The organism is Mycobacterium marseillense, from assembly GCF_010731675.1.
GTDB classification, from domain to species: Bacteria; Actinomycetota; Actinomycetes; order Mycobacteriales; family Mycobacteriaceae; genus Mycobacterium; species Mycobacterium marseillense.
Window position 1 is genome coordinate 257,142 of record NZ_AP022584.1, and the last position, 26,987, is coordinate 284,128.

The following is a 26,987-nucleotide window of genomic DNA, read 5'->3' on the forward strand; positions in this document are numbered from 1 at the left end:
TCCAGGGATGACCGTTGACCGGCTGGTCTGAGCTGCTCGGCGCCGTCGCGTTGATCGCGCTGGGTGGACTTTTCGCCGCGATCGATGCGGCCATCAGCACGGTGTCGCTGGCCCGCGTTCAGGAAATGGTGCGCGACGAGCGGCCCGGCGCGGTGGCGCTGTCCAAGGTGATGTCGGAACGGCCGCGCTACATCAACCTCGTTGTGCTGCTGCGGATCGCGTGCGAGATCACCGCGACCGTGCTGCTGGTGGTGTTCCTGTATGACAACTTCGGACTGAAGTGGGGGCTGTTCGGCGCCGCGGCCATCATGGTGGTGACCAGCTTCGTCGTCATGGGAGTCGGCCCACGCACCCTCGGCCGGCAAAACGCCTATTCCATTGCGTTGACGACGGTGCTTCCGCTGCAAGCGATCTCGTGGTTGTTGATGCCGATCAGCCGGCTGCTGGTGGTGCTGGGTAACGCGGTCACCCCGGGGCGCGGGTTGAGGAACGGGCCGTTCGCCTCCGAGATCGAGCTGCGCGAGGTCGTCGACCTGGCCCAGCAGCGCGGCGTGGTCGCCGCCGAGGAGCGCCGGATGATTCAGTCGGTCTTCGAGCTCGGCGACACCCCGGCCCGCGAGGTCATGGTCCCGCGCACCGAGATGATCTGGATCGAAAGCGACAAATTCGCCAGCCAGGCGATCAGCCTCGCGGTGCGCAGCGGGCATTCGCGCATCCCGGTCATCGGCGAGAACGTCGACGATATCGTCGGGGTCGTATACTTGAAAGACCTTGTCCAACAGACGTTCTGGTCGGACGGTGGGCGTGCCACGCCGGTGGCGCAGGTGATGCGGCCGGCGGTCTTCGTGCCCGACTCCAAACCCCTGGACGCCCTGCTGCGCGAAATGCAGCGCGACCGCAACCACATGGCGCTGCTCGTTGACGAGTACGGCGCGATCGCCGGCCTGGTCAGCATCGAAGACGTGCTCGAAGAAATCGTCGGCGAGATCGCCGACGAGTACGACCAGGCGGAGACCGCGCCGATAGAAGACCTGGGCGACAAACACTTTCGGGTGTCAGCGCGGTTGCCGATCGAAGACCTCGGAGAGCTTTACGGGGTGGAGTTCGACGACGACCTCGACGTCGACACCGTGGGTGGCCTGCTCGCCCTGGAATTGGGCCGGGTTCCGTTGCCGGGCGCCGAGGTGGTCTCCCACGGTTTGCGGCTGCACGCCGAAGGCGGCACGGATCACCGGGGGCGGGTGCGCATCGGCACCGTCCTGCTCAGCCCCGTCGAATCCGACGGCTCACCCGACGGCGAGGAAATCCCGCAGCATGACTGAATTCCGTTCCGGCTTCGTATGTTTGGTCGGCCGACCCAACACCGGGAAGTCGACCCTGACGAACGCGATCGTCGGGACCAAGGTCGCGATCACCTCGAAGCGGCCCCAGACCACGCGGCACACCATCCGCGGGATCGTGCACCGCGACGACTTCCAGATCATCCTGGTCGACACGCCGGGTCTGCACCGCCCGCGCACCTTGCTGGGCAAGCGGCTCAACGACTTGGTGCGTGACACCTACGCCGAGGTGGACGTGATCGGGCTGTGCATCCCGGCCGACGAGGCGATCGGCCCGGGGGACCGGTGGATCGTCGAGCAGATCCGGGCGACCGCACCCAAGGCGACGCTGGTCGCCATCGTCACCAAGATCGACAAGATGCCCAAGGACCGGGTCGCCGCGCAGCTGGTCGCGGTCAGCGAGCTGGTCGGCGGCGCTGCCGAGATCGTCCCGGTGTCCGCGGTGGCCGGCACACAGGTGGACGTCCTGGTCGACGTGCTGGCCGCCGCGCTGCCCCCCGGCCCCGCCTACTACCCCGACGGGGAACTGACCGACGAACCCGAAGAGGTCCTGATGGCCGAGCTCATCCGGGAGGCCGCCCTCGAGGGCGTGCGCGACGAGCTGCCGCATTCGTTGGCCGTGGTCATCGACGAGGTCAACCCGCGGGAGGATCGCGACGACCTGATCGACGTGCACGCGCTGCTCTACGTCGAACGCGACAGCCAGAAGGGCATCATCATCGGCAAGGGTGGCGCCCGGCTGCGCGACGTCGGCACCGCCGCGCGCGCCCAGATCGAGAAGCTGCTGGGCACCAAGGTGTACCTCGACCTGCGCGTCAAGGTGGCCAAAAACTGGCAGAGCGACCCCAAACAGCTTGGCCGGCTGGGCTTTTAACCCACGTCCCGGCTCGGCGCCCGTCACCCTCGGCGCAGGGCGCACGCCCCAGTCCTCTGACCAATAGGTGAGTTCATTTGTGCTAGCGCCAGTGCGAGCGCAAACGGGAAAGCCCAAATGCCAAGCAGAGGCCACGCATGTGGCTCATGTGCATCTTGATGCGCAGGATCACCGCGTCAGGCGAGCACGCGGATGGTGTTCAGCGACGGATCGGCGGGGTCGGGCAAATTCATGCCGGCGTTCACGCCCGAGCAAAGGTAGTCCAGCACAGCAGCATTGAGACGCTCACCCGGCACGACGGCGGGAATGCCCGGGGGATACGGGGTGATCTGCTCGGCGGCGATGCGACCGGCCGCCTTGTCCGTGGGCACCGCCTCCACCCGCCCGAAGAACGCGTCGCGCGGCAACTCGACCGACTCCAGCTGCATCTCTTCGGGCGAGGGCAGCGCGATGCTCGGCGGCGGGTCGAAGTCCTCGGCCGCGGTGCGCCACGCGCGCAAGGCGTCGGTGAGACGCCCCAGGGTCTCCTTGTCGTCGGCCATCGACAGGGTGGCCAGGATGCGCCGGTGGTCGCTCATGCCCACATCGACATGCGCGTGCGCCCGCAGCCAGTCGGCGGCCTGATAACCCGATGTGCCCGTTGTCGATACGTCGATCAGCACCTGCATCCGGTCCAGGTCGTGGGATGCCTGCGCGCCGAGCAGCTCGTCGTCGAGCACGTCCACATCGGGGATCAGTTCGATCTCCTCGCGCACGCGTCTCGTCAAATCGAGTGCGGTACCCAGCAATTCGTGACCATGATCCACCATCTGCCGGCGCCACCCATCGATCGCCGCGTACAGCAGGACGCTGGGGCTGGTGGTCATCAGTTGATCCGCGCAGGCCGACAGGCGGTCCTGATCGATCAGGTCCCCCTGCAGGTGAAACACCGAACCCTGCTCGAAACCGGCGCCCATCTTGTGCACGCTGACCACACAGAGGTCCGCGCCGGCGTCCATCGCCCAGGTCGGCAGGTCCTCATGGAACGGCAGGTGCGCGCCCCAGGCCTCGTCGAGGATCAACGGCTTTCCCCGCCGGTGGCACACTTCGGCGATCCCGGCGATGTCGGCGCACGTGCCGTACGGGCTGGGGCTGACGACGAGCGCGCCGGAGGCGTCGGGATGCTTGTCCCAGGCCTCTTCGACCTGCTCCGGCGAGGGCGGATGAGAAAAGTGGTGCTCGGCGTCCCAGCGGGGGGTGATCCAGCGCGGCTGCACACCGGAGAAGATCAGCCCCGCCACGATCGACTTGTGGCTGTCCCGGCTGACCAGCAGGCTGCCCCGGCCGCCGGCCACGGCCATCATCGCCGCCCGAACTGACAGTGAGCTGCCACAGGTGGAGAACCAGGCGGTGTCCGCGCCCACCGCTTCGGCCATCAGGTCTTCGGCGCGCTTCAGGTATTTGTTGCTGGTCCTGCGGTCATCCAGGCCGCCGCTGGCCAGCACGTCGTCGAGGAAAGGTTCGCGTCCCAGGACCGCGAGGACGCGCTCGTCGGTGCCGCGGCCCTGCCGGTGGCCCGGCGGCGTGAACCCGTAGCGGTTCTTTTCGCGGTAATCGGCCAGCGCATCGAGGAGGGGGGCTTCGGATTGGTCCATGTCCCACGTGTACCCGCCTCGTCGGCCGGAGATTCACCGCCCCGACCTGCCACGACGCCGGGATGAGGGGCGTGGATCTCAGCCGCTGGGCGCGGGCGCCGGCGGGCTGTCCGCGTTTTGGTGCCACCAGGGCTGAGGCTGCTTGCTCGCCCATCCGCACACGGCCTCCAGCTCGGCAGCCAGCGAGATCAGCATGCCCTCGCTGTTGGCCGGGCCCATCAGCTGCACGCCGATCGGCAAGCCTTCGGAGGTGAAGCCGGCCGGAACGTTGATGGACGGCCACCCCAGGACGTTCCACGGGAACGTCAGTGGGCAGGCCGCGATCATGGCCCGGTCGGTGCCGAAGCCACTCAAGCGGTCGAAGGCGCGCGCCAGCGGTGGGGGCTGGGCGGTGGTCGGCGCCAAGACCACGTCGACGATGTCGAAGATCGAGCCGACCCGGCGCTGGTCGGCCGTCTCGTGGCGGCGGGCGCTGCGCAGGATCGCCTGGCCCAGCGCAGCACCCATGCGCAGGTTGGACAGCGTGCGGGGGTCCAGCACGACGCCGTCGCCCAAGCGCTCCTCCCAGTCCCGCAGACCCGCGGTGGACCGGGCGAGAAAGTCCCACGACAACCGGATGCCGTAGTCGGGGTTGCCGGGCACCACGGTGTGGCCCAGCAGTTCGAGCTGGTTGCCCACGGCGCGCGTCGCCGCCAGGATCTCGGGGTGCAGCTTGGGCCGAAAACCGGTGTAGGGGAACCGGGTTGACAGCGCGATGTTCAGCGGGCCGGGCGCCTTGCCCACATAGTCGGAGGCAGTGATCGAGGGCGGCTTGTGTCGATCTCCCTCGACGTTGCCGGACGCGGCGTCGAGCACCAACGCCGCGTCCGCCACCGTGCGGGCCAGCACGCCGTTGACCGTGATGCCGTTGAACGCCTCCGGCAGCGGCCAGGTCGAGATCCGTCCGCGCTGCGGTTTGATGCCCACCAGGTGCGTCCACGCCGCCGGGATGCGGATGCTGCCGGCGCCGTCGGACCCGATGGCGGCCGTGACCAGACCCGCGGCGACCGCCGCAGCGCTGCCGCCCGACGATCCGCCCGGGGTGTGCCGCCGCGACCAGGGATTGCGGGTATGCCCGAAACCGGGCCCGCTGGTGAACGGCCACTGGCCGAGTTCGCAGGTGTTCGTCTTGCCCACGATCACCGCGCCGGCGGCCTTGAGGCGGCGCACCACCTCGGCGTCGTGCGTGGCGGGCGCGACCGACCCCTCGGTGCCGAACGCGGTGGGCACGCCGGCAACGTCGACGTCGTCCTTGACGGCGATCGGGATCCCCAGCAGCGGGGCGGTGTCCCCGGCCGCGCGGCGGCGGTCGGCCTCGGCCGCGTCGGCGAGCGCCGATTCGGTGAGCACCACCCGGAAGGCGTTCAGCGTGGGCTGGCTGGCGTGGATGGCGTGCAGCGAACGACCCACCAGTGTGGTGGACGTCACCGAGCGGCTGGCCAGCTGATAGAGCAGGTCAGTCAGCGTGGGCAGGCGCCGGCGCCCGGATGCGGAACCCGAGCCGGAAAGGGCCCCGAAACCCGACCCAGAAGCGCCAATCACGGGGTACGAGACTAACGGCGCGGATACCCGCAATGTCGCGGCGGGGTGCAAAACTATGGGGATGCGGCTATACCGAGACCGAGCTGTTGTGCTGCGCCAGCACAAGCTCGGCGAAGCCGACCGGATCGTCACCCTGCTGACCCGTGATCACGGGCTGGTCCGCGCGGTGGCCAAGGGCGTGCGTCGTACCCGCAGCAAATTCGGTGCGCGGCTGGAGCCGTTCGCGCACATCGACGCGCAACTCCATCCCGGCCGCAACCTCGACATCGTCACCCAGGTGGTCTCGATCGACGCGTTCGCCACCGACATCGTCAGCGACTACGGCCGCTACACCTGCGGGTGCGCCATGCTGGAGACCGCCGAGCGCCTCGCCGGTGAGGAGCGGGCGCCCGCCCCGGCCCTGCACGGGCTCACGGTGAGCGCCCTGCGGGCGGTGGCCGACGGCCGCCGGTCCCGGGACCTCCTGCTGGACGCCTACCTGTTGCGGGCGATGGGCATCGCCGGATGGGCGCCGGCGCTCACCGAATGCGCCCGCTGCGCCACACCCGGTCCCCATCGCGCGTTTCATGTCGGCGCCGGCGGCAGCGTCTGCACCCACTGCCGCCCGGCCGGTTCGACGACGCCGCCGCCGGGGGTGCTGGATCTGATGTCGGCGCTGCACGATGGTGATTGGGACTTCGCCGAGAAGACGCCGCAGTCGCACCGCAACTACGTCAGCGGTCTGGTGGCGGCGCACCTGCAATGGCATTTGGAGCGCCAACTCAAGACGTTGCCGCTCGTAGAACGGACGTATCACGTCGACCGCACCATCGCCGATCAGCGCGCGACGCTGATCGGGCAGGATATGGACTGTGGCTAAAGTTCGGGCCGGCGGACGGGCGGTGATCACCTCCGTCACACCCGCATCTGCGTCAGCCGGCATGCACCAGACACATGCCCTCCAGCCGAGGCCAGCGGGGCGCGCGTGACGAAACGCGGTTTCCCGCAGCTGCCCCCCGCGCCCGAGGACTATCCGGTCTTTCCCGACAAGTCGACCTGGCCCGTCGTCTTTCCGGAGCTGCCGCCCTCCGCCGACGGCGGTCCCTGCCGGCCGCCGCAGCACATCTCCAAGGCGGCCGCGCCCAGGATCGAGGCCGACCGGCTGCCCAACCATGTGGCCATCGTCATGGACGGCAACGGCCGCTGGGCCACCCAGCAGGGGCTGACCCGCACCGACGGCCACCGCGCCGGGGAGGCGGTCGTCATCGACATCGTCTGTGGCGCAATCGAAATCGGCATCAAATGGCTGAGCCTGTACGCCTTCTCGACCGAGAACTGGAAACGTTCGCCCGAAGAGGTCCGCTTCCTGATGGGCTTCAACCGCGACGTCGTACGCATGCGCCGGGTGAACCTGAAGACGATAGGTGTCAAGATCCGCTGGGTCGGGTCGCGCCCCCGCCTGTGGCGCAGCGTGATCAACGAACTGGCGATCGCGGAAGACATGACGAAGGACAACGACGTCATCACCGTCAACTACTGCGTGAACTATGGTGGGCGCGCCGAAATTGCCGATGCCACAAAGGAAATCGCGCGCCTGGCCGCCGCGGGCCGACTGAACCCGGAGCGCATCAGCGAGTCGACGGTGGCCCATCACCTGCAGCGGCCCGACATTCCCGACGTGGATCTGTTCCTGCGCACCTCGGGGGAGCACCGGTCCAGCAATTTCATGTTGTGGCAGGCCGCGTACGCCGAGTACGTCTTTCAGGACAAGCTGTGGCCGGACTACGACCGTCGCGACCTGTGGGCGGCCTGCGAGGAATACGCCTCGCGCAATCGCCGGTTCGGGAGCGCATAGTGCCGTCACTGCAGGAGCGTCTGGCCTCGGTCCTCGGCGATGTCGTTGCGCTGCAGGAGGAGACCGACGGCGCGCTGACGGTCCACCATGACGGCACCATCGCCTCGTTGCGGGTGGTGAACATCGCCGAGGGCCTCGACCTGGTGTCGCTCACCCAGATCGTCGCGTGGGATCTGCCGCTGACCAAGAAGGTCAGCGACCACGTGGCCAAGCAGGCGCGCGACAGCAACTTCGGTAGTGTCAGCCTGATCGAGAAGGTCAACGACAAAGCCGTGCAACGCAATTCGGGCAAGGGTGCGGCCAAAAGCGCCGACGTGATACTGCGCTACAACTTTCCCGGCGCCGGCCTGGCCGACGATGCCCTACGGACCCTGATCCTGTTGGTGCTGGACACCGGCGCCCAGATTCGCCGGACGCTGACGGCGTAATCGCTGGCAAGCGCCCAGTGTGCGGCAGGCCGCACACCCGGCGCCGAATGTGCGTCAGGCCGCACACTCGCGGCACGGCGTGCGCGGCGCGTCAGGCCTTGCACTCCGAACAGGTGCCGAAGATTTCGATGGTGTGGCTGACGTCGGAGAAGCCATGCTTGGCGGCCACGGCCGTCGCCCACTCCTCGACCTCGTGGTCGCCCACCTCGATCGTGGATCCACAACTGCGGCAGACCAAGTGGTGATGATGGTGCTCCGAACACCGGCGGTAGACCGACTCACCGGTGTCGGTGCGCAGCGTGTCGATCATTCCGGCCGCGGCCATCGACTGCAGCGTCCGGTAGACGGTGGTCAGCCCGATATTCTCGCCGCGCCGGCGCAACTCGTCGTGCAGGTCCTGCGCCGAGCGGAATTCGTCGAGTGTCTCCAACAGCGTCGAGATCGCCGCGCGCTGACGGGTGGCGCGGACGCTCGCTCCTGACGTCACGGGGTGTCCTCGCTCGCGTGCGCGACGGCGTCCACCACGATGTGCGCGAGGTGATGGTCGGCGAGGCGGTACAGCACTTCGCGCCCCGACCGTTCGCCGGCCACCACACCCGCCGCCTTCAGGATCTTCAGATGCTGGCTGACCAGCGGCTGGGGCACGCCGAGTGCGTCCACCAGCTCGTGCACGCAGCGATGCGACTCGCGCAACTGCAACACGATGGCAATGCGCACCGGCGCCGCCAGCGCGCGCAGCAACTCGCCCGCGGCATCGAGGATCTCCCGCGGCGGCGGGACGGGGTAATCGACCAGTCCGGAGTGCCCGGGGGCGCCGAGACCGCCGTGGTCGTGGGCGACCGCGTCCAAGTCAGTTCCCATGTCGCCGTCGGCGGCGGCCGGCATCGAGGCAGAACGTGAGGGGGACATCATGGGAGCGGCATCACCTCGAGAAGTGCCAGGTAGTGGGAAAGTATCCGCCGTATCGGCTGCCTTCCACTGTCACATGCATGATGACGCATGTCAAAGACCGTGGGGCCGATCGCTACCATGACTGATGCTCTGCGCGCGGCGGTCGACCGCCAGGCGCGCCCACCCAACCCCGGAAAGGGAGTGCACCGCCCCGTGGCGTCCGTCATCGACACCGTAGTGAACCTGGCCAAGCGGCGCGGCTTCGTCTTCCCCTCGGGAGAGATCTACGGCGGAACCCGGTCGGCGTGGGACTACGGCCCGTTGGGTGTGGAATTCAAAGAGAACATCAAACGTCAGTGGTGGCGCGCGGTGGTCAGCGGACGCGACGACGTCGTCGGCCTGGACTCGTCGATCATCCTGCCGCGCCAGGTGTGGGTGGCCTCCGGCCACGTCGAGGTCTTCCACGACCCGCTGGTCGAGTCGTTGATCACCCACAAGCGCTACCGCGCCGACCATCTCATCGAGGCCTACGAGGCCAAGCACGGCCACCCGCCGCCCAACGGGCTGGCCGACATCCGCGACCCCGACACCGGCGACCCCGGGCAATGGACCGAGCCGCGCGAATTCAACATGATGCTCAAGACCTACCTCGGCCCCATCGAGACCGAGGAGGGTTTGCACTATCTGCGCCCGGAGACCGCCCAGGGCATCTTCGTCAACTTCGCCAATGTGGTGACGACCGCCCGCAAGAAGCCGCCCTTCGGTATCGGCCAGATCGGCAAGAGTTTTCGCAACGAGATCACCCCGGGCAACTTCATTTTCCGGACGCGCGAGTTCGAGCAAATGGAAATGGAGTTCTTCGTCGAGCCCTCGACCGCGAAGGAATGGCATCAGTATTGGATCGACACCCGGCTGCAATGGTATGTCGAGTTGGGTATCGATCCGGAGAACCTGCGGTTGTTTGAACACCCGGCCGACAAACTGTCGCACTACTCCGATCGCACCGTCGACATCGAGTACAAATTCGGCTTCGCCGGCAACCCCTGGGGTGAGCTGGAGGGCGTCGCCAACCGCACCGATTTCGACTTGGCGACGCACTCGAAGCATTCCGGCGTCGACCTGTCGTTCTACGACCAGGCCACCGATGCACGCTACGTCCCGTATGTCATCGAACCGGCGGCCGGTTTGACGCGCTCGTTCATGGCCTTCCTGATCGACGCCTACGTCGAGGACGAGGCCCCGAACGCCAAGGGCGCGATGGAAAAGCGCACCGTCCTGCGGCTGGACCCGCGGCTGGCCCCGGTCAAGGCGGCGGTGCTGCCGCTGTCCCGCCACGCCGACCTGAGCCCCAAGGCCCGTGACCTGGCCGCCGAACTGCGCCAATTTTGGAATATCGATTTCGACGACGCCGGCGCGATCGGGCGGCGCTATCGGCGCCAGGACGAGATCGGCACGCCGTTCTGCGTGACGGTGGATTTCGACTCGCTCGAGGACAACGCGGTCACGGTACGGCGCCGCGACGACATGTCCCAGGAGCGGGTCGCGATGAACACGGTGGCCGATTATCTGGCGACACGGCTCAAAGGCTGTTAATCACGGGGACCGGTTTGGGGATGCCCGATCGGGTCCCGTTGCGACGGTGTGCGTCTGGCCGACTCATGCGCGAGTGAATCATCTAACGTCGCCGGGTCGCATTGGCGAAATAAGGTTTGCTTAAAAATCGGGCCGCGGTGGTGGCGGTGCCTTAGGATCTGGCGTGGGGCATAAGTAGATAGCTAGTTGAGCCGCGGGCGGATGTCGGGCCGTCTGACGCTGGAGCCGTTGACTCGGTCGGTTGGGGTGTGAATGATTCCCGCGTTTTTGTTCTTCCCTCCGGAAATCAACTCGGCCTTGATAGTCGGCGGCGCCGGTTCTGGACCTCTATTCGAGGCGGCCTCCGCGTGGGATGGATTGGCGGCTGAGCTGTCGTCCTCGGCGTCCTCGTTCAACACCGTGGTGACGGACCTGGCGGCGGGCCCCTGGATGGGTCCGTCGTCGGTGTCGATGACCGCCGCCGCGGCGCCCTACGTGCAATGGCTGCTGATCGCCGCGGCTGAGGCGGAGGTGGCCGCGATCCGGGCCCGGCTGGCGGCGCTGGCTTTCGAGGGTGCGGTGGTGGCGACGGTGCCGCTGCCGGCGGTGCTGGCCAATCGTGCCCGGTTGCTCCTCCTGATCGCGACCAACTTCTTTGGCCAGAACACCGCGGCGATCGCCCAGACCGAACTCGAGTACGTCGAGATGTGGGCGCAGGACGTGGCCGCGATGGTCGGCTATCACGCGGGCGCCCAAACGCTGGTGGAGACGTTGCCGGCGTTCACCCCGCCGCCCGCGGGTCTCGGCGCCGGCGCGGCGTCCTCGGGCCTGGCCGGCCTGGCCGATCTGGTGACGGCGCCCCTGACCCTGGCCTCGCAGTTCTTTCAGGGCTTGTCCTCGCTGGGGACCGCGTTCGCATCGCAGCTGCAGTCGGTGTTCATGGCGCTCTCGCCGGCCGTGTCGTCGCTGACGTCGTTGATGACGTCGACGCCGGTGGCGACCTTGACGACGGTGGCCCAGGCCGGGATGTACCCGGCCACCGCGCTGATGCCACCCATGGTGGCGATGGCCCAAAGCACCGGCCCGGCGGCGGTCGCGTCCGCGGCGGCACCGGCGCCGGTATTGCTCAGTACTGCCAACGTGGCCGCCGAGGCGCCGCACAGCGCCCACAGCATGCTGTCGGACCTGCAACCGTTTGCCGGCGGTGGGCTGGGCGCCCTCGGCGTCGCGTCGGCGGGCCTGGGGAGCGCGCGGTTCGTCGGGGCGATGTCGGTGCCCGCGGCATGGCAGGGGTCGATGCCGGCGTACGTGCCCGCGCCGGCGATGTCGGGGGCGGCCGCAGGAGCGCCGGCCTCGGTGGCGACGGCGAGCGCGGCCGCCCCGGGCAACGGCGTGCCGATGACGGCCATGCCGGTGGGGGAGAAGGGCCCCGAGGGGGAGGACCGCGGCACCAAAGCGGAGGTGGTGCGGTCCCGGCCCAAAGTGGTGCCGCGGACCCGATAAGCGGCGTTGCCGCTGTTGCGGATGTGCATGGAGTGCACGGCGGTGAAAAACGGAAATGGTTATGCGGGCCCGGAGAGCAACCAACGTCGCATCGCACCACGCGAATTCGTCTAATACGCCCCGTAAAAACTGCGTGCCCGCACGCGTTACCCGCGCCGGAAGCGACGGTTCGGCAGTCGAGTCGCACCCGCGGTTCCCGGCGCGGCCGCGGGCTTCTGATCGCCGGTCACCACCCTAAACTGCTGCGCAGCAAGGCGTTTGGGTGGGTGGTCCGCCGCAGAGTGTCCCGAAGAGCGCCCGGGCTAGCGGGGCGCCTGGCCCGCGCGACCGCCGCCCGTACCGGACCGGTGACGGTCCGCGTCGTCCGATACACGCTCAAATTAAGGAAAATTGGCAATTCCCGCATATTTTCTTCAGTTTGTCTTACGATGTGAACCGGTTGGTGTAAGTAAGTTCGCCACAGCGCCCGAAGCTTAGATTGGCTGTGGAAGGGGGCAGGGGTGCTTTTGCCTCTCGGTTCGCCGTTACCGGATGACACGGTGGCGGCAGTACGCGGTGAGTCCGGTGTGCTCGGTGCTCTATCGGTGCCACTGAAGTGGGGTGTGGCCGTCCCGCCGGACGACTACGACCACTGGGCTCCGAAGACGGAATCCAGCGCCGACACCGCGGAGCAGACACTCGACGCGCCCCGTCCGACAGCCGTCGCCGACGGCGTCTGGAGCGGGTGGGAAGGCGAAGCCGCGCCCCGGCCCGTGGGCGTGATACCGCATTCCCCGGCCGCCGGCTGAACCACGGCAGAGAACCGAAACCCGCTGCGGTAACCGGCGCGGGGCGACTCAGAACCGCCCGCCGCCACCCATGAAACCGCCGTCGGACGAACCCGGGGCGCCACCGAACGACGTCGGGCTCCAGCCGCCGAACCCGCCCCGCATGCCCCCGCTGAGCAGATCGCCGATGATGATGCCGCCGAGCATCGCTCCCATGTCGCTGCCGCCGCGACGGGTGTAAGCGCGCTGCATCGTCTGCACGTCGCTATTGGCCAGCGACTGGGCGTGAGCGGCCAGCGTCGCCGCCGCATTGGCGTGGGCGATCGCTTCGTTCGGGTTCGTCGCACCCTTGTCCTGCGCGGCCTGCAGGTGGCGTTTGGCCTCGGCCAACCGGGTGCGGGCGTCGGGTCCGATGCTGCCCCGGCGTGTGTCGATGTAGTCGGACACCGCACGCACCCGCGATTGCGCGGTGAACAACGCCTGCTCGAGCGATCGGTGGAGTCGCTCGGCGGTGGCCTGCTCTTCAGCCAGGGTGGCCAGCAGCCCGTTGAGCGCGGCGTCGGCCTTGGTCAGCTGACCGAAGACGCCCAGCGGATCCTCGGAACCGCCGGCGCGGGCGCTCTCGACGGCCCTGGTGGCCGCGTCGCGGGCCGCCACCAAATCGCCGGTGTGCGTGGGTTTTTTCTGCAGCAGCTCGTTGGCGCATGCGATGTCATTCTCGAGGTCGGCGATGGCTGACGGCAGCCGGTCGATCGCGTGCGCGATGTCGCCGGCCGCGTTGTCCACCGAGTCGAGCAGCGCCCGCGCCTGCCCGAGGGCCGACTCGGCGGCCCGGACGGCGTCCACCAAGCGGGCCTGCCCACCGGTGACGGCGTGGGCGGCCAGCTCGCGGGCGGTGCCGATGTTTCGGTCGGCGAACGCCAGCCGCTCCTTGGCCGTCGTGACATTGCCGGACACCGAAGTCAGTGCGGCAGCGCTGAAGTCGTGGTGCAGCGCCGCCAGCCGTTGCTCCGCCGGCGCCAGCCGGGTGGTGAGTTCCACGTACCGCTGCGTTAGCGAGTCCAGCCGCGACGGCGCGTTGATCACCAGGTCGCGCAACTTCTCGAATGCCTCGGTTTGTGACTCCAGCTCGCGGTCAGCCCGGGCCGCCGAGACGATCACCTGGGTGAGCAGTTCGCGGCGTTGCGCGGGTGTTTCCGGTGTGTCGTCGTCGAGTTGTTGGCGCACCGTGAACGCTTGGGACAGAGCCGCTTTGGCGTTGGTCACCGCGCTGGTGAAGGGCTGGGTGCGCGCTTCGCCGAATTCGCCGACCGCCAGGTCCAGTTCGTTGGCGCTGGTGCGCAGCGCGTTGTCGACGTCCACCACCAGCGTGCGGGACAGGTCGTCGAGCGTCTGCACCGGCAGCGCGGCCAGCGCGTTGACGTCGGTGGGGTCGACGCGGCGTGCGGCGGCCAACGCCGCGGCCCGTCGGCGCTTGCCGCGATGACGCATCACCAGCAGCAGGCCGGCCAGCGCGATGAGAATGCCCGCCAGTGTGGCCAGCAGGATCACCCGCCCCGACGAACCGGGCGACGCGTCGAGGCCGTTCGCCGCCGCCACCGCGGCGCCGCTCCAGTCGCCGCTGTGCAGGGCGGGTTCGATCTTGTTGCGACGCAAGTTGTCGACCTGTGTGGCGTTGACGCTCTTGACCGTGGACGGCACCAGGAAGGCGTAGGCGCGGCTGGTGGTCGCGACGGCCAGCAGCGCGTCGTAGCCGCCCAGGTCGCTGGCGCGCACGGTGCGTTGCGCCCACGCGGTCGGGCTCTGCCCGGCGAAGTCGTCGACGTAGACCACCCAGAGCCGGATGTGGCGGTCGGTGTAGAGCTTGTTGAGGGCGGCGGTGACGGTTCCGCGACCCGAATCCGACAGCGCCCCCGCGTTGTCGGTGACATAGTCGGCCAACCGGAACGGTGGTTGCGCGCCGGCCGGCGCCGCCACCAGCAGCCCGCCGCTGAGGCCGACCGTGACAAGCGTCGCGAGCATGGCGAGCAGGCGAGCGGTGCGCATAGGGCCAATCTAGCCGTGGCCGACACACGCCAGCAGGCCCGAGTCGAGCCAGGCTTAGGCAGGCATTCCCTGGCAGACTGTGCGTCGGTGACCAGGAATCAGCACGACCCCTACGACGACTTCGACCGTCAGCGACGGGTAACCGAAGCGGCGAAGACTGCGGGTCTGCCGGGCACCGAAGGTCAGCACCGCACCGATTTCGCCCGCGACCGAGCCCGGGTCCTGCACAGCGCCGCCCTGCGCCGGCTCGCCGACAAGACCCAGGTCGTCGGGCCGCGGGAAGGCGACACGCCGCGCACCCGGCTGACGCACTCCCTCGAGGTCGCCCAGATCGGGCGGGGCATGGCCGTCGGGCTGGGCTGCGACCTTGACCTGGTCGACCTGGCGGGCCTGGCCCACGACATCGGTCACCCGCCCTACGGCCACAACGGTGAGCGCGCCCTCGACGAGGTCGCGGAGAGCTACGGCGGCTTCGAGGGCAACGCCCAGAATTTCCGAATCCTCACCAGCCTCGAGCCCAAAGTGCTTGACGCGCAGGGTAATAGCGCGGGGCTGAACCTGACGCGGGCGTCGCTGGACGCGGTCACCAAATATCCGTGGCCCCGCGGCGAAGGCGCGGGAGCTGCGGCGCGCAAGTTCGGGTTCTACGACGCCGACCGCGAGCCGGCGGCCTGGATGCGGGCAGGGGCACCGGAGGGCCGGATGTGTCTCGAGGCGCAGGTGATGGATTGGGCCGACGACGTGGCCTACTCGGTGCACGACGTCGAGGACGGCGTCGTCTCCCAGCGCATCGATCTGCGGGTGCTCGCCGACGAGGACGAGGCCGCAGCACTGGCCAAACTGGGGGAGACCGAATTCTCCCGCGTGCGCGCCGACGATTTCATGGCGGCCGCGCGACGGCTGTCCGGGCTGCCGGTGGTCGCCGCCGTGGGCAAGTACGACGCCACGCTCGCGGCGTCGGTCGCGCTCAAGAGGCTGACCAGTGAGCTGGTCGGCAGGTTCGCCTCGGCCGCCATCGCCACCACCCGCGCGGCGGCCGGACCCGGACCGCTGGTCCGCTACCGGGCCGAGTTGCAGGTTCCCGATCTGGTGCGGGCCGAGGTCGCCCTGCTGAAAATCCTGGCGCTGCAGTTCATCATGTCCGATCCGCGGCATCAGGAAACCCAGGCCGGCCAGCGTGAGCGCATCCACCGGGTGGCGCATTGGCTGTACGGGGGAGCACCCCGAACCCTCGACCCGGTGTTTGCTGCGGCCTTCAACACCGCGGCCGACGACGGCGCCCGATGGCGCGTCATCGTCGATCAGATCGCCTCCTACACCGAGGGCCGGTTGGAACGGATCGACGCCCGCCAGGCCGGCCCGTAGTGGGTCGTGGCCCGCAACTCGTCCGGTCCGGGAATCGCCGCGGCCGCCGCGAGTTAGGCTGCCCGACATGAAGAAATTCAGCGGCTCGCCTTTGATGGCCTCCCTCGTGATGGGGCTTCCCGTCGTCGCCATGACTGCCTGCAGTTCACCGCAGCACGCGAGCAGCCAGCAGGGCACCACCCCTCCGGTGAAGTCCGCGCCGGCATCCACCGGTGCCACGACGACGACCCCGGCACCCGCCGGCGGCTCGCTCAGCGCGGAACTGAAGACGCCCGACGGCCGGACGGCGGCCACCGCGACCTTCGACTTCACCGGCAACTACGTGACCGTCACCGTCAAGACGGTGGCGACCGGCATCCTGACTCCCGGCCTGCACGGCCTGCACGTCCACGAGATCGGCAAGTGCGAGCCGAACTCGGTGGCCCCCACCGGCGGTGCGCCGGGGAACTTCTTGTCCGCCGGCGGCCACTACCAGGCGCCCGGCCACACCGGCAAGCCCGAGAGCGGCGACCTGGCGACGCTCGAGGTGCGCCAGGACGGCGCGGCCTACCTGGTCACCACCACCGATTCGTTCACCCGCGACGACCTGCTGGCCGGCACCAAGACCGCGCTGATGCTGCACGGCGCCCAGGACACCGAGAACGCGATGGATCGCGTCGCATGCGGTGTCATCGGAACCGGCTAGCCTTCCCCGTCGCGCCCTTAGACTGAGCCGATGGCAAGCCCGGCAGGTTCCTGGAGCGAGGGCGACGGGCGCGCCCGGGGCCGCGGCCGCATCCCCGATCGCGACATCGCCGCCATCCGCGAACGGGTGCGCATCGACGAAGTGGTCGGCGATTACGTGCAGTTGCGGCGCGCCGGCGCGGATTCGCTCAAGGGGCTGTGCCCGTTTCATGACGAGAAGTCGCCGTCGTTCCACGTCCGCCCCAACCACGGCCACTTTCACTGCTTCGGCTGCGGCGAAGGCGGCGACGTGTACGCGTTCATCCAGAAGATCGAGCACGTCAGCTTTGTCGAGGCCGTGGAAATGCTCGCCGACCGGGTCGGCCACACCATCAACTACTCCGGCCCCGCGACCAGCGTGCAGCGCGACCGCGGCAGTCGCAGCCGGCTCGTCGCGGCCAACGCGGCCGCGGCGGAGTTCTATGCGGCGGCGCTGGAATCCGACGAGGCGGCGCCCGCGCGGCAGTATCTGACCGAGCGGAATTTCGATGCCGAGGCGGCCCGTCACTTCGGCTGCGGATTCGCGCCGTCCGGCTGGGACTCGCTGACAAAGCACTTGGTGCGCAAGGGTTTCGAGTTCAAAGAGCTGGAAGCGGCCGGCCTGTCGCGCCAGGGGCGCCGCGGGCCGATGGACCGCTTCCATCGCCGCCTGCTGTGGCCCATCCGGTCCTCGTCGGGCGAGGTGATCGGTTTCGGTGCCCGGCGGTTGTTCGACGACGACCCGATGGAAGCCAAGTACATCAACACCCCCGAGACGCTGCTGTACAAGAAGTCGAACGTGATGTTCGGCATCGACTTGGCCAAACGCGACATCGCCAAGGGGCATCAGGCCGTCGTCGTCGAGGGCTACACCGACGTGATGGCGATGCATCTGGCCGGGGTCACCACCGCCGTGGCGTCGTGCGGCACCGCGTTCGGCGACGAGCACCTGTCGATGCTGCGCCGACTGATGATGGACGACAGCTTCTTTCGCGGCGAGCTGATCTATGTCTTCGACGGCGACGCGGCCGGGCGGGCCGCCGCCCTCAAGGCGTTCGGCGGCGAGCAGAACCTGGCCGGACAGTCGTTTGTGGCCGTCGCGCCGGACGGGATGGACCCCTGCGATCTGCGGCTGAAGTCCGGCGACGGTGTGCTGCGCGACCTGGTGGCGCGGCGAACGCCGTTGTTCGAGTTCGCGATCCGGTCGGCGCTCGCCGAGATAGACCTCGACAGCGCCGAGGGCCGGGTGGCCGCGCTACGCCGCTGCGTGCCCATGGTCGGCCAGATCAAGGACCCGACGCTGCGCGACGAGTACGCCCGCCAGCTCGCCGGGTGGGTCGGCTGGGACGACGTCGCGCAGGTCATCGACCGGGTGCGCGGCCAATCCAAGAACGCCAAAACCCCGGCCCGCGGCGGAGCCGGACCCAAGGTGTCGCGGCGCGCGGATCAACCTCCCGCCGCGGCCCAGCCCGCCGCCAGCCGCCCCGACCCCCGCGACCCCACCCTGTGGCCCCAACGGGAGGCGCTCAAGTCGGCCTTGCAGTACCCGGCGCTGGCCGGCCCGGTATTCGACACGCTGACCATCGAGAGCTTCACCCATCCCGGCTACGCGGCCATCCGCGCGGCCATCGAGACCGCCGGCGGCACGTCGAGCGGGGTCACCGGGGCACAATGGCTCGAGGCGGTGCGCGATCGGGCGTCGTCGCCCCTGACGGCCGCGCTGATCAGCGAGCTCGGGGTGGAGGCCATCCAGGTCGACGAGGAGAAAATGCCGCGCTACATCGCCGGCGTGCTGGCCCGGCTGCAAGAGGTGTGGATGGGCCGGCAGATCGCCGAGGTGAAGTCGAAGCTGCAGCGCATGTCGCCGATCGAGCAGGGCGACGAGTATCACGCGTTGTTCGGCGACCTGGTGGCGATGGAGGCCTACCGGCGCAGCCTGCTGGAGCAGGCTAGCGGCGACGAGTAGAGGACTCGAGCTCCTCGTCGGGCAGCCGCTCGACGTCCCGTTCCATGATGGCGGTCTGGTCGTCGATCTCCGCCAACGTGACGAAACCGGCGTCGGGGGAGATGCGATTGGCGATCTTGCGGCGTCCCCCTTCGATCATCGACTTGGCCACGGGGCTGCTGGTCAGCGCTCGATAGGTGCCGACGATCTGCTCGTATCGCCGACGACCGGCTTTCGAGCCCAGCACGTAACCCAGTCCCAGCACCACGACATACCGGATCAAAGCGTTCCTCCCGACGATCGATGGCTCCATCCTGCCTCACCGGGTGGGGTGCGTGCGCGGTCGATCCCGGGGCAGGTTGGGCCGGCCGATGGTGGCGACCCGCTGCGCCCGGCTGCGCCGCGCTGGCGATCGCCACGGCCCGCGCCAGTTGGGCGCGGTCGTGCCAGTACGCTAGAGTCGTCCCGCGATCGGGTTAGTCCCCTGTAGCTCAATTGGCAGAGCATTCGGCTGTTAACCGAAGGGTTCCTGGTTCGAGTCCAGGCGGGGGAGCTAAGGGTGCCGCGTCGCGTACGGATCGATGTCCCCACGCGCGACGACGCCACACGCCGGCGGCCCCCCACCCCATTGGGAAAGCGCTAGGCACACCGAGATCGGTCGGGATTGCCTGTGTCGCAACAACTTTCGTTGTCACCCGCAGCCGATCCGGTCAGATGGAGAAGTCCTCGCCGTGCCAGACGCCGGCCTCGGGCGGCCGGATAACCCGGCCGGATTGCTCCCCGTTGTTCATGGCCTCCAGCTTGTCGACCCTCGTGAGCAACGACTGCAGGCTGACGCCCACGAGGTCGGGCATCATCGAGTCGTCCGGGCTGTTTCGACCGTGGCGGCTGATGACCTGCCCGGGGACCCCGATGACGACTGCGCTGGATGGGACGGGTTTGACCACTACGGCATTGGCGCCGATGCGGCTGTCGTCGCCGATTTTGATCGCCCCGAGGACCTTCGCGCCGGCGCCGATGACTACTCGGTCCCCGACGGTCGGGTGACGTTTCCCGGTATCCGAGCCGCTGCCACCCAGGGTGACGCCGTGGTACAGCGTGACGTCGTCGCCGACCTCCGCCGTCTCGCCGATCACGACGCCGGTGGCGTGGTCGATAAAAAGGCCGTCGCCCAGGACGGCACCCGGGTGGATGTCGACTCCTGTCACGATGCGGGTGAACTCGGCCAACGTCCGCGCCGCCAGCCGCGCGCCGCGGTTCCACAGCCAGTGGCTGATCCGGTGACCCCAGATGGCATGTACGCCGGGGTACGCGAAGATCACCTCCGCCGTAGTGGGGGCCGCCGGATCTCGCTGCTTAGCAGCTTGGATGTCACGGCGTATGGCTGCGAGCATGGTTACTCCGCAAGGTCGGCGTAGAGCGGGGTGCTCAGATACCGCTCGCCGAAATCGGGCAGCACCACGACGACAAGCTTGCCGGCATTTTCGGGTCGCCGGGCCACCTGCAGGGCAGCGACGACGGCCGCTCCCGAGGAGATCCCCGCCAACAGCCCTTCTTCCGCGGCAAGCCGACGGGCCAGCGCGAGCGATTCCTCGTTACCGACGGTGACGACCTCGTCGACCAGATCCTCGTCGAGTACCGGCGGGATGAACCCGGCACCGAGGCCCTGAATCGGATGCGGCCCCTTCTGTCCACCGGACAGGACCGGTGAGGCGGCCGGCTCGACCGCGATGATCTGCGCCGACGGCTTACGTTGCTTGAGGACCTGACCGACCCCGGTGATGGTGCCGCCGGTGCCGACCCCGGCCACGAAAATATCGACCCGCCCATCGGTGTCGCGCCACACTTCTTCGGCGGTGGTCGCGCGGTGGACCGCCGGGTTCGCCGGGTTCTCGAACTGCTGCGGGACGAAATAGCGTTCGTCAGACTTGGCCAATTCCTCGGCCTTCGCGATTGCGCCCGGCATGCCGTCGGCGCCGGGAGTCAGCACGATCTCGGCGCCGTACGCCCGCAGCAGCATCCGCCGCTCGACGCTCATCGTCTCAGGCATCGTCAGCACGCATCGGTAGCCGCGCGCCGCACACACCATCGCCAGTGCGATACCGGTGTTCCCGCTCGTCGGTTCGAGGATGATCGTGTCCGGCTTGATCAGCCCTGCCTTCTCGGCGGCGTCGATCATCGCCACCCCGATACGGTCCTTGACGCTGTTTCCCGGGTTGAAGAACTCGAGTTTGGCGACGACATCGGCGACCGCACCCTCGGTCACCCGGCGTAGGCGCACCAACGGCGTGTTTCCGATCACCTGTGTGACGTCTTCGGCAATGCTCATCTGATTTCCTCAACGATGTCGGAACAGGGCGTTTCGGCCTGCCGGCGGATGCCGAAATTGGCTGCGGGCTCGGATGCCCGGCTGGGTGTGAACAAATCGATCATTTGCTGGTTGAGCTTCCTGAGGGCTGGTGAGTAGCGCCCGATTGGGTTCCGCCCGGCGAACTAGTGATGCTGCTCGCGTCTGGCGCCACAGATGGTTGAGCCTGGGAGGGCGTCAGGAGATCAACAACAACAGTCCACGCTGGGGCGGCGCGTAAGGACGAAGCGCGGCTGCGTGGACTGTGGCATAGCCCCACTATAGGACATTCGTCCTGCACGTCGATCCGGCTCATCTGCGCTGTGACCTCGTTCCCGAGCACTACCTTATTCGAGCTGTTAACCCGGCGAAGCCCGTGGTTAATCCCGGCCAGGCCGTGGCCGGAGCCGCCCGCTGGGCCGGCGAGAAGTTTGCCAGCGGCGTCAGACGTGCGTACGTCGCCGACTCGGCGTTGATCAGGTTGGCAGGCCGTGCTTTTCGGCGTCCCTGCGATAGCGGTCCACCCACTCGTCGGAGCGATGGTCCGCTTGACGCTCCAGCACCGGCTGGGGGGCCAGCGCCGGGTCGAGACCCAACGCCTCGAGGATGGAGCCGACCACCTGAGTCAGGTTGCGCCACAACACCGGATATGGGATCTCCATCGGTTTGACGTTTTCTTCGATGAACCAGTTTCGCCAGCCCTCTTCTTGGGCGCGCAGCATGGTGACGACGTGTGCGATCGCCCCGGCGTGGTAGGTGGCGCGCGCGTCGCGGGCCGGGTCGGGCCGGCCGCGCCAGACGCGAGTCTGCACCGCGCGCCAGAAGGACACCGCCTGCGAAATCACGTCGGGCCGGTAGACGTGAATCAGCAGGGGGTCTTCGCCCACCACGTCGCGGATGGCCGCCAGCAGGCCGTCGCCGCTTCGGTCGGGCAGGTTCTTGGCGCGATTGAGCAGCAGCGGTGTCTGATTCCACATCAGCTTGCCGCCCCACACCCCGTTCGGTGTCCGTCCGACCGTGCGGATGTACGCGCGCCAGATCTCGGGCGGCGCGAGGTCGGGAGTCCCGGCGTCCAGCGGATCAAGCAGATTCAGGATCGACTCGTCCTCGACGCCGGCGAACCACTCCCGTGGTTGCGGCGACTGGCTGGTGGCCGGCAAGTACTGGAAGAACTCCTGCGGTTCGCCCGCCACGCCGGTGGCGCGCAACGATTCGACCAGCAGGGTGCTGCCGCTGCGCTGTGACGCCAATACCAGGTATGACGACGGGCTATTTGTCACCCGCAGAGTCTACCCAGAATCGTCGAATCCCAGTCTGTCATGCACGATTAGGGTCGGCGCGAATGAAAATCTTGCGCTGAACCGGGTTTACCCGCGTGGCGCGATGCGGCTTCACCCATGAAAGGCCACGGCCGCCGTGGATATTCAAGGGGCTCAGGCGCATTCAGGTGGTCTGCAGCGTCTCCGCGCCGTCGGTCGCGACCTCGCACACGCACACGTAGGCAGCGTGCCGCCACAATCCGAACTGGGTGCCACGCCTGCGCCTCAGGTGCTGCGCATAGACCTTGTCGCGTTGATCGCGCGAGAACGCGAAGTCCAGGTTGACGGGCAACCCCGCCCAATCCACCCGCTCGTCGACCGCCCCCTCCGTCGCGTCGACGTGCCGCAGGCGGCATTGCAGCCGGCAGCCGTTCTCGATGACCCGATCGGGTCCATCACACTCCCGAGTCATACGGCGACCCCTTCAGGTGCACGACCTTTTGAGTGCATCGTGCGACGCGGATGTTTCATCGGCGGATGCGCGATGTTTCCGCCGTATTACGAATTCGACGTCGGCGGCGTGACGGCGCTAGTAGACGTCGCGGTGATAACGCTTGTCGGCGCTCAGTCCTTGGACGTAAGCCTGTGCCGCGTCCGGGTCGAGGTTGCCGAATTCGGCCGCGACGTCGCACAGCGCGCGGTCGACGTCCTTGGCCATGGGGTCGGCGGTGCCGCAGACGTAGAGCTGGGCGCCGTCCTGCAACCAGCTCCACAGCTGCGCGCCGCGGCTGCGCATCAGGTGCTGCACGTAGACCTTGTCCTGCTGGTCCCGGGAAAACGCGAGGTCCAACTCGGTGAGGAAGCCGTCGTCACGCATCTGCTCGAGTTCGTCGCGGTAGTAGTAGTCGGTGGCGGCGTGCTGCTCGCCGAAGAACAGCCAGTTGGGCCCGGTGTGGCCGAGCGCGCGCCGCTCCTGCAGAAAGCCGCGGAAGGGCGCGATGCCGGTGCCCGGACCGATCATGATCATCGGCGTGTCCGGGTCGCTCGGCGGGCGGAAATTGCTGGACGCCTGCAGATAGACAGCGACCCGATCGCCGGGGGAGCGGTCGGCGAGGTAGGTCGAACACACCCCGCGGCGTGGGACGCCCTGGAAGTTGTAACGCACCGGCGAAACCGTCAGGTGCACTTCGCCCGGGCACGCTTTGGGGCTCGACGAGATCGAGTACAGCCGCGGCTGAAGGCGTTTGAGCACCCGCAGCCACTCGTGGGCGGACGCGATGACCGGCAGCTGCGCCAGCAGGTCGATGGATTGGCGGCCCCACGTCCAATCCGACAGCGCGCGTTTGTTTTCCGGCTTCAGCAGCTCCGCGAGTTTCGGATCGCCCGTGCGCTCCTGCACGAACCTCACCAGGTCCCGGCTGATGTGGGCGATCTCGATCCGCTCGGTCAGCGCGGAGCGCAACGACATCAGCCCGTGCTCGCCGACCTCGACCGGGGTCTGGCCGTCCAGCCCGGTCACGGCCAGCCATTCGTCGACCAGCTGGTCGCTGTTGCGCGGCCACACCCCGAGCGCGTCACCGGCCTCATAGCTCACGGTTTCTTCCGGCAGGTTGAACACCAACTGCCGCACGTCTTTTGCCGATGTCGGCTGGCTCAGCATCGTATTGCGGACCATGTCGGTGATCAGCGGGTGCTTTTTGTTGTACGTGCTTGCCGCGGGCGGACTCGGGCGCGACGGCGCCACCACCACAGAGCCGCGGGCCGCCGGCTCGGCTGCTTCGCCGTCGCCACCGACGGGTGTGGGCGTGCGGGTCAGGGCGTCGATGATGTCGCCCAGCCACTTCGCCGCGGGGTCGTCGTAGTCGGGCTCGCAGTCCACCCGGTCGGTGATGCGGGTCGCGCCCAGTTCGGCGAGTCGGGCGTCGAGATTGCGTCCATGGCCGCAGAAGTCGTCGTAATTGGAGTCACCCAGCGCGAGCACGGCGTAGCGGGTATCGCTGAATCGCGGCGCGGTCTCTGACGTCAGCGCCCGCCACAGGCCGGCACCGTTGTCGGGGGCGTCGCCGTCACCGGTGGTGCTGGTGATGAGCAACAGCTCCCGCGTCGCGGCCAGCTCGGCCACCGGGAAGTCGTCCATACTGTGCAGGGCGACCGGCAGTTTGGCGTCGCCCAATCGTGCGGCGATCTCGGCGGCGAGCTCCTCCGCGGTCCCGGTCTGCGAGGCCCACAGCACCACGACGGGTGCCCGCTCGGGCGCGGGTGCGGAATCGGCCGGCGCGACGGGCGGTTGCCCGACGGCCGGCATCGGGGCCGAGGGGGGTGCGGTGGGCAGCGCCGCCGGCAGGGGGCCGTCGATGCGCGAGAACAATCCCGCCAGCAGCCCGTCTACCCACAGCCGGGTCCCGGAATCGAACGGCGCGCTGGCCGGCAGGGTGGGCACCCCGGCGGTGCGGCGGCCGGCGTCCGAGCGGAGCCCGGTCAGCATCCCGGCAAGGTAGGCGCGGCCGAGCTCATTGAATTCCGGCTTGGGCAGTGTTGTCACACCGAGCAATTCACCGAGGGCGTCGACTTGAGACACGCTGATTTCTCGTACCTCCGTGGCCTCGGATTCCGGTGCGTCGGTGATCGTCGTTGTCGTGGTGCCCGAATCGGGTTGGGAGACGGCGACCTTCGTCAAGGTGACCGCGCACGCCTTGAATTCCGGTTGGTTCGAGATCGGGTCGACCGCGTCGTTGGTGACCGCGTTGATCGACAGGTATTCGCCGAAGGCGTCGTTCCAGTGGAACGGCGCGAAGCAGTTGCCGGGACGCACCCGGTCGCTGACGACCGCGGGCAGCACGGCACGGCCACGGCGAGAAGCGATTTCGATCGGGTCGTCGTCGCCGATGTGCAGGCGGGCGGCGTCGCCGGGGTGGATCTCGACGAACGGCCCGGAATTGAGCTTGTTGAGTTTGGCGACCTTGCCGGTCTTGGTCATGGTGTGCCACTGGTGCGGCAACCGCCCGGTGTTCAGCAGGAAGGGATAGTCGTCGTCCGGCATCTCCTCGGGCAGCAGGTGCGGGCGCGCGAAAAACACCGCACGGCCGTTCGCCGTCGGAAAGGCCAGCTGCGGCACGGTGCCGTCGTCGCGGACCAACTGCGCTTGGCTGACACCGTCGTTCAGATAGCGGATCGGATTGCGGTCGCCGTCGCTGTCCGGCGCGCATGGCCACTGCACCGGGCTCTGCCGCAGCCGTTCGTAGCTGATCCCGCGCAGGTCGTAGCCGGTCTTGGGGTTCGTGAATTGCTTGATTTCCTCGAAGACCTCTTCGGCGCAGCTGTAACTGAACGCCTCCGAAAAGCCCATCTCACAGGCGATCCGGGCGATGATTTGCCAGTCCGGCATCGCGTGACCCGGTGCGGGGACCGCCGGCTGGAACAGCGTCATGTTGCGCTCGGAGTTGACCATCACCCCTTCGGACTCCGCCCACAGTGCCGCCGGCAACAACACGTCGGCGTACTCGTTGGTCTCCGTCTCGAGGAATGCGTCTTGAGCCATCACGAGTTCGGCGCGCTCCAAGCCGGCCAGTACCGTCTTTCGATTGGCCACGGAGGCAACGGGATTGGTGCAGATGATCCAGCAAGCCTTGATCTGACCCTCGGCCATCCGGGAGAACATGTCGATGGTGCCACCGCCGACTTCGGTGCCCAGCGTTCCACGGGGGATACCCCAAACGTTTTCGACGTACTCCCGGTCATCGTCCGAGACCACCGACCGCTGCCCCGGCAAACCCGGCCCCATGTAACCCATCTCGCGGCCACCCATCGCGTTGGGCTGCCCGGTGAGGGAGAAGGGTCCGCTGCCGGGTTTGCAGATGGCCCCGGTGGCCAGATGCAGGTTGCAGATGGCATTGGTGTTCCAGGTGCCGTGGGTGCTCTGGTTGAGGCCCATCGTCCAGCAGCTCACGAAATTGTCGGCCTCGCCGATCATCTGGGCCGCCGCGCGGATGCCGTCCTCGGGGATGCCGGTCATCGCGGCGACCTTGTCGGGGGTGTACTGCTCCAGGAAGCTGGGCATCACCTCCCAGCCCTCGGTGAACTCGGCGATGAAATCGGGGTCCGTGTGGCCGTTTTCGACGATCAGGTGCAGCAGGCCGTTGAGCAGCGCGAGGTCGGAGCCCGGGGCGATCTGCAGGAAAAGGTCCGCCTTGTCGGCGGTCGCCGTGCGGCGCGGGTCAACGACGATCAGTTTCGCGCCGGCCTTGACGCGATCCATCATGCGCAGGAACAGGATCGGGTGGCAGTCGGCCATGTTGGCACCGATCACGAAAAAGACGTCGGCGTGTTCGAAGTCCTGATACGAACCCGGCGGCCCGTCGGCCCCCAGCGAGAGCTTGTAGCCGGAACCCGCGCTGGCCATGCACAGTCGCGAGTTCGACTCGATCTGGTTGGTGCCGATGAAGCCCTTGGTCAGCTTGTTCGCCAGGTACTGCGCCTCGATGGACATCTGACCGGAGACGTACATCGCGAACGCGTCCGCGCCGTGTTCGTCGATGATCGCCCGTAACCGACTCGCGCACTGGGTGATCGCCTGATCCATTTCGATCGGCCCCAGCGGTTCGCCGCGACCGGTGCGCGCGTACGCCGACTCCATGCGACCCGGCGCGCCGAGCATGTCCGCGGTCGTGGCGCCCTTGGTGCACAGCCGGCCGAAGTTGGCCGGATGTTCCTTGTTCCCAACCGACTTGGCGATGTGACCGCGGCCCGTTTCCGGATCGGTTGTGATCTGCAACACCATTCCGCAACCGACGCCGCAATACGCGCACATGGTGTTCACGGCGTTGTCCTCCGCCATGGACTCCCTGGCCACGCTGACGTCCCTCCGTCGAGTGCGTACGGAGTTAGCTCCGTATCGAGTGA

Annotated in this window: 22 protein-coding genes and 1 tRNA gene; 12 read left to right on the forward strand and 11 right to left on the reverse strand. The window is 68.1% G+C overall.

Going from position 1 to position 26,987, the window contains the following annotated elements:
* Nucleotides 1–14: 14 nt before the first annotated feature.
* Nucleotides 15–1,322, forward strand: a complete 1,308-nt coding sequence (locus tag G6N26_RS01090; protein WP_083020481.1) for a hemolysin family protein — start codon at nt 15–17, stop codon at nt 1,320–1,322.
* Entirely contained in the window at nt 1,315–2,214 is a 900-nt protein-coding gene (gene era, locus G6N26_RS01095) for a GTPase Era (protein ID WP_083020480.1), read from the forward strand. Before G6N26_RS01090 ends, era begins: the two co-directional genes overlap by 8 nt.
* 176 nt (nt 2,215–2,390) lie before the next feature.
* Here era and G6N26_RS01100 read toward each other — a convergent pair whose 3' ends face one another.
* The gene (locus tag G6N26_RS01100) at nt 2,391–3,848 is read right to left on the reverse strand and encodes an aminotransferase class I/II-fold pyridoxal phosphate-dependent enzyme (protein WP_083020479.1); all 1,458 of its coding nucleotides are present in this window, start codon (nt 3,846–3,848) and stop codon (nt 2,391–2,393) included.
* Nucleotides 3,849–3,926: 78 nt separating this feature from the next.
* The gene (locus G6N26_RS01105; RefSeq protein ID WP_083020478.1) at nt 3,927–5,429 is read right to left on the reverse strand and encodes an amidase; all 1,503 of its coding nucleotides are present in this window, start codon (nt 5,427–5,429) and stop codon (nt 3,927–3,929) included.
* 61 nt (nt 5,430–5,490) lie between these two features.
* Between G6N26_RS01105 and recO the strand changes: the two genes are divergently transcribed.
* From recO to G6N26_RS01120, 3 genes are all read left to right on the forward strand, one after another.
* Nucleotides 5,491–6,288: a DNA repair protein RecO gene (gene recO, locus G6N26_RS01110; RefSeq protein ID WP_067170309.1), complete on the forward strand. Its 798-nt coding sequence runs from the start codon at nt 5,491–5,493 to the stop codon at nt 6,286–6,288.
* Between the two features lie 105 nt (nt 6,289–6,393).
* Nucleotides 6,394–7,263, forward strand: a complete 870-nt coding sequence (locus G6N26_RS01115; RefSeq protein WP_083020477.1) for a decaprenyl diphosphate synthase — start codon at nt 6,394–6,396, stop codon at nt 7,261–7,263.
* Entirely contained in the window at nt 7,263–7,691 is a 429-nt protein-coding gene (locus G6N26_RS01120) for a hypothetical protein (RefSeq protein ID WP_067170284.1), read from the forward strand. Before G6N26_RS01115 ends, G6N26_RS01120 begins: the two co-directional genes overlap by 1 nt.
* Before the next feature lie 91 nt (nt 7,692–7,782).
* Here G6N26_RS01120 and G6N26_RS01125 read toward each other — a convergent pair whose 3' ends face one another.
* Both G6N26_RS01125 and G6N26_RS01130 read right to left on the reverse strand, forming a co-directional pair.
* Nucleotides 7,783–8,178 (reverse strand): Fur family transcriptional regulator, encoded by a 396-nt coding sequence (locus tag G6N26_RS01125; protein WP_067170281.1) that lies wholly within the window; start codon nt 8,176–8,178, stop codon nt 7,783–7,785.
* Nucleotides 8,175–8,576 (reverse strand): ArsR/SmtB family transcription factor, encoded by a 402-nt coding sequence (locus G6N26_RS01130; protein WP_067170278.1) that lies wholly within the window; start codon nt 8,574–8,576, stop codon nt 8,175–8,177. The genes G6N26_RS01125 and G6N26_RS01130 overlap by 4 nt, the downstream gene beginning before the upstream one ends.
* Nucleotides 8,577–8,783: 207 nt before the next feature.
* Here G6N26_RS01130 and G6N26_RS01135 point away from each other — a divergent pair, with 207 nt between their 5' ends.
* The 3 genes from G6N26_RS01135 (at nt 8,784) to G6N26_RS26485 (ending at nt 12,445) form a co-directional block, all read left to right on the forward strand.
* A complete protein-coding gene (locus G6N26_RS01135; RefSeq protein ID WP_083020482.1) occupies nt 8,784–10,175 on the forward strand; it encodes a glycine--tRNA ligase in 1,392 nt (463 codons plus the stop codon).
* Nucleotides 10,176–10,427: 252 nt separating this feature from the next.
* Nucleotides 10,428–11,657, forward strand: coding sequence for a PPE family protein (locus G6N26_RS01140; RefSeq protein ID WP_067170274.1), 1,230 nt, complete (start codon nt 10,428–10,430; stop codon nt 11,655–11,657).
* A 500-nt stretch (nt 11,658–12,157) separates the two neighbouring features.
* A complete protein-coding gene (locus G6N26_RS26485; RefSeq protein WP_372460802.1) occupies nt 12,158–12,445 on the forward strand; it encodes a hypothetical protein in 288 nt (95 codons plus the stop codon).
* A 48-nt stretch (nt 12,446–12,493) separates the two neighbouring features.
* Here the strand turns inward: G6N26_RS26485 and G6N26_RS01150 are convergent, their stop codons facing one another.
* A complete protein-coding gene (locus G6N26_RS01150) occupies nt 12,494–14,470 on the reverse strand; it encodes a TPM domain-containing protein (RefSeq protein WP_083020476.1) in 1,977 nt (658 codons plus the stop codon).
* An 87-nt stretch (nt 14,471–14,557) separates the two neighbouring features.
* Between G6N26_RS01150 and G6N26_RS01155 the strand changes: the two genes are divergently transcribed.
* From G6N26_RS01155 to dnaG, 3 genes are all read left to right on the forward strand, one after another.
* Entirely contained in the window at nt 14,558–15,835 is a 1,278-nt protein-coding gene (locus G6N26_RS01155; protein ID WP_083020475.1) for a deoxyguanosinetriphosphate triphosphohydrolase, read from the forward strand.
* A gap of 67 nt (nt 15,836–15,902) precedes the next feature.
* The gene (gene sodC, locus G6N26_RS01160; protein ID WP_082991422.1) at nt 15,903–16,520 is read left to right on the forward strand and encodes a superoxide dismutase[Cu-Zn]; all 618 of its coding nucleotides are present in this window, start codon (nt 15,903–15,905) and stop codon (nt 16,518–16,520) included.
* Between the two features lie 30 nt (nt 16,521–16,550).
* Nucleotides 16,551–18,503, forward strand: a complete 1,953-nt coding sequence (gene dnaG / locus G6N26_RS01165) for a DNA primase (protein ID WP_067170259.1) — start codon at nt 16,551–16,553, stop codon at nt 18,501–18,503.
* Here the strand turns inward: dnaG and G6N26_RS01170 are convergent.
* Complete coding sequence (locus G6N26_RS01170) at nt 18,487–18,765, reverse strand: hypothetical protein (RefSeq protein ID WP_067170256.1); 279 nt, start codon at nt 18,763–18,765, stop codon at nt 18,487–18,489. The genes dnaG and G6N26_RS01170 overlap by 17 nt on opposite strands.
* Nucleotides 18,766–18,962: 197 nt before the next feature.
* Between G6N26_RS01170 and G6N26_RS01175 the strand changes: the two genes are divergently transcribed.
* A tRNA-Asn gene (locus G6N26_RS01175) sits at nt 18,963–19,035 on the forward strand.
* A 157-nt stretch (nt 19,036–19,192) separates the two neighbouring features.
* Here the strand turns inward: G6N26_RS01175 and cysE are convergent.
* From cysE to G6N26_RS01200, 5 genes are all read right to left on the reverse strand, one after another.
* Nucleotides 19,193–19,876 carry a serine O-acetyltransferase gene (gene cysE, locus G6N26_RS01180; RefSeq protein WP_067170253.1) on the reverse strand — a complete coding sequence of 228 codons (684 nt, stop codon included), beginning with the start codon at nt 19,874–19,876 and terminating at the stop codon, nt 19,193–19,195.
* Between the two features lie 2 nt (nt 19,877–19,878).
* Nucleotides 19,879–20,811, reverse strand: a complete 933-nt coding sequence (gene cysK / locus G6N26_RS01185; protein ID WP_067170249.1) for a cysteine synthase A — start codon at nt 20,809–20,811, stop codon at nt 19,879–19,881.
* Nucleotides 20,812–21,305: 494 nt separating this feature from the next.
* Complete coding sequence (stf0, locus tag G6N26_RS01190; protein WP_067170246.1) at nt 21,306–22,109, reverse strand: trehalose 2-sulfotransferase; 804 nt, start codon at nt 22,107–22,109, stop codon at nt 21,306–21,308.
* 163 nt (nt 22,110–22,272) lie between these two features.
* Nucleotides 22,273–22,527, reverse strand: coding sequence for a hypothetical protein (locus G6N26_RS26010; protein WP_372509318.1), 255 nt, complete (start codon nt 22,525–22,527; stop codon nt 22,273–22,275).
* Nucleotides 22,528–22,677: 150 nt separating this feature from the next.
* Entirely contained in the window at nt 22,678–26,922 is a 4,245-nt protein-coding gene (locus G6N26_RS01200) for a bifunctional nitrate reductase/sulfite reductase flavoprotein subunit alpha (protein WP_083020523.1), read from the reverse strand.
* Nucleotides 26,923–26,987: the final 65 nt, after the last annotated feature.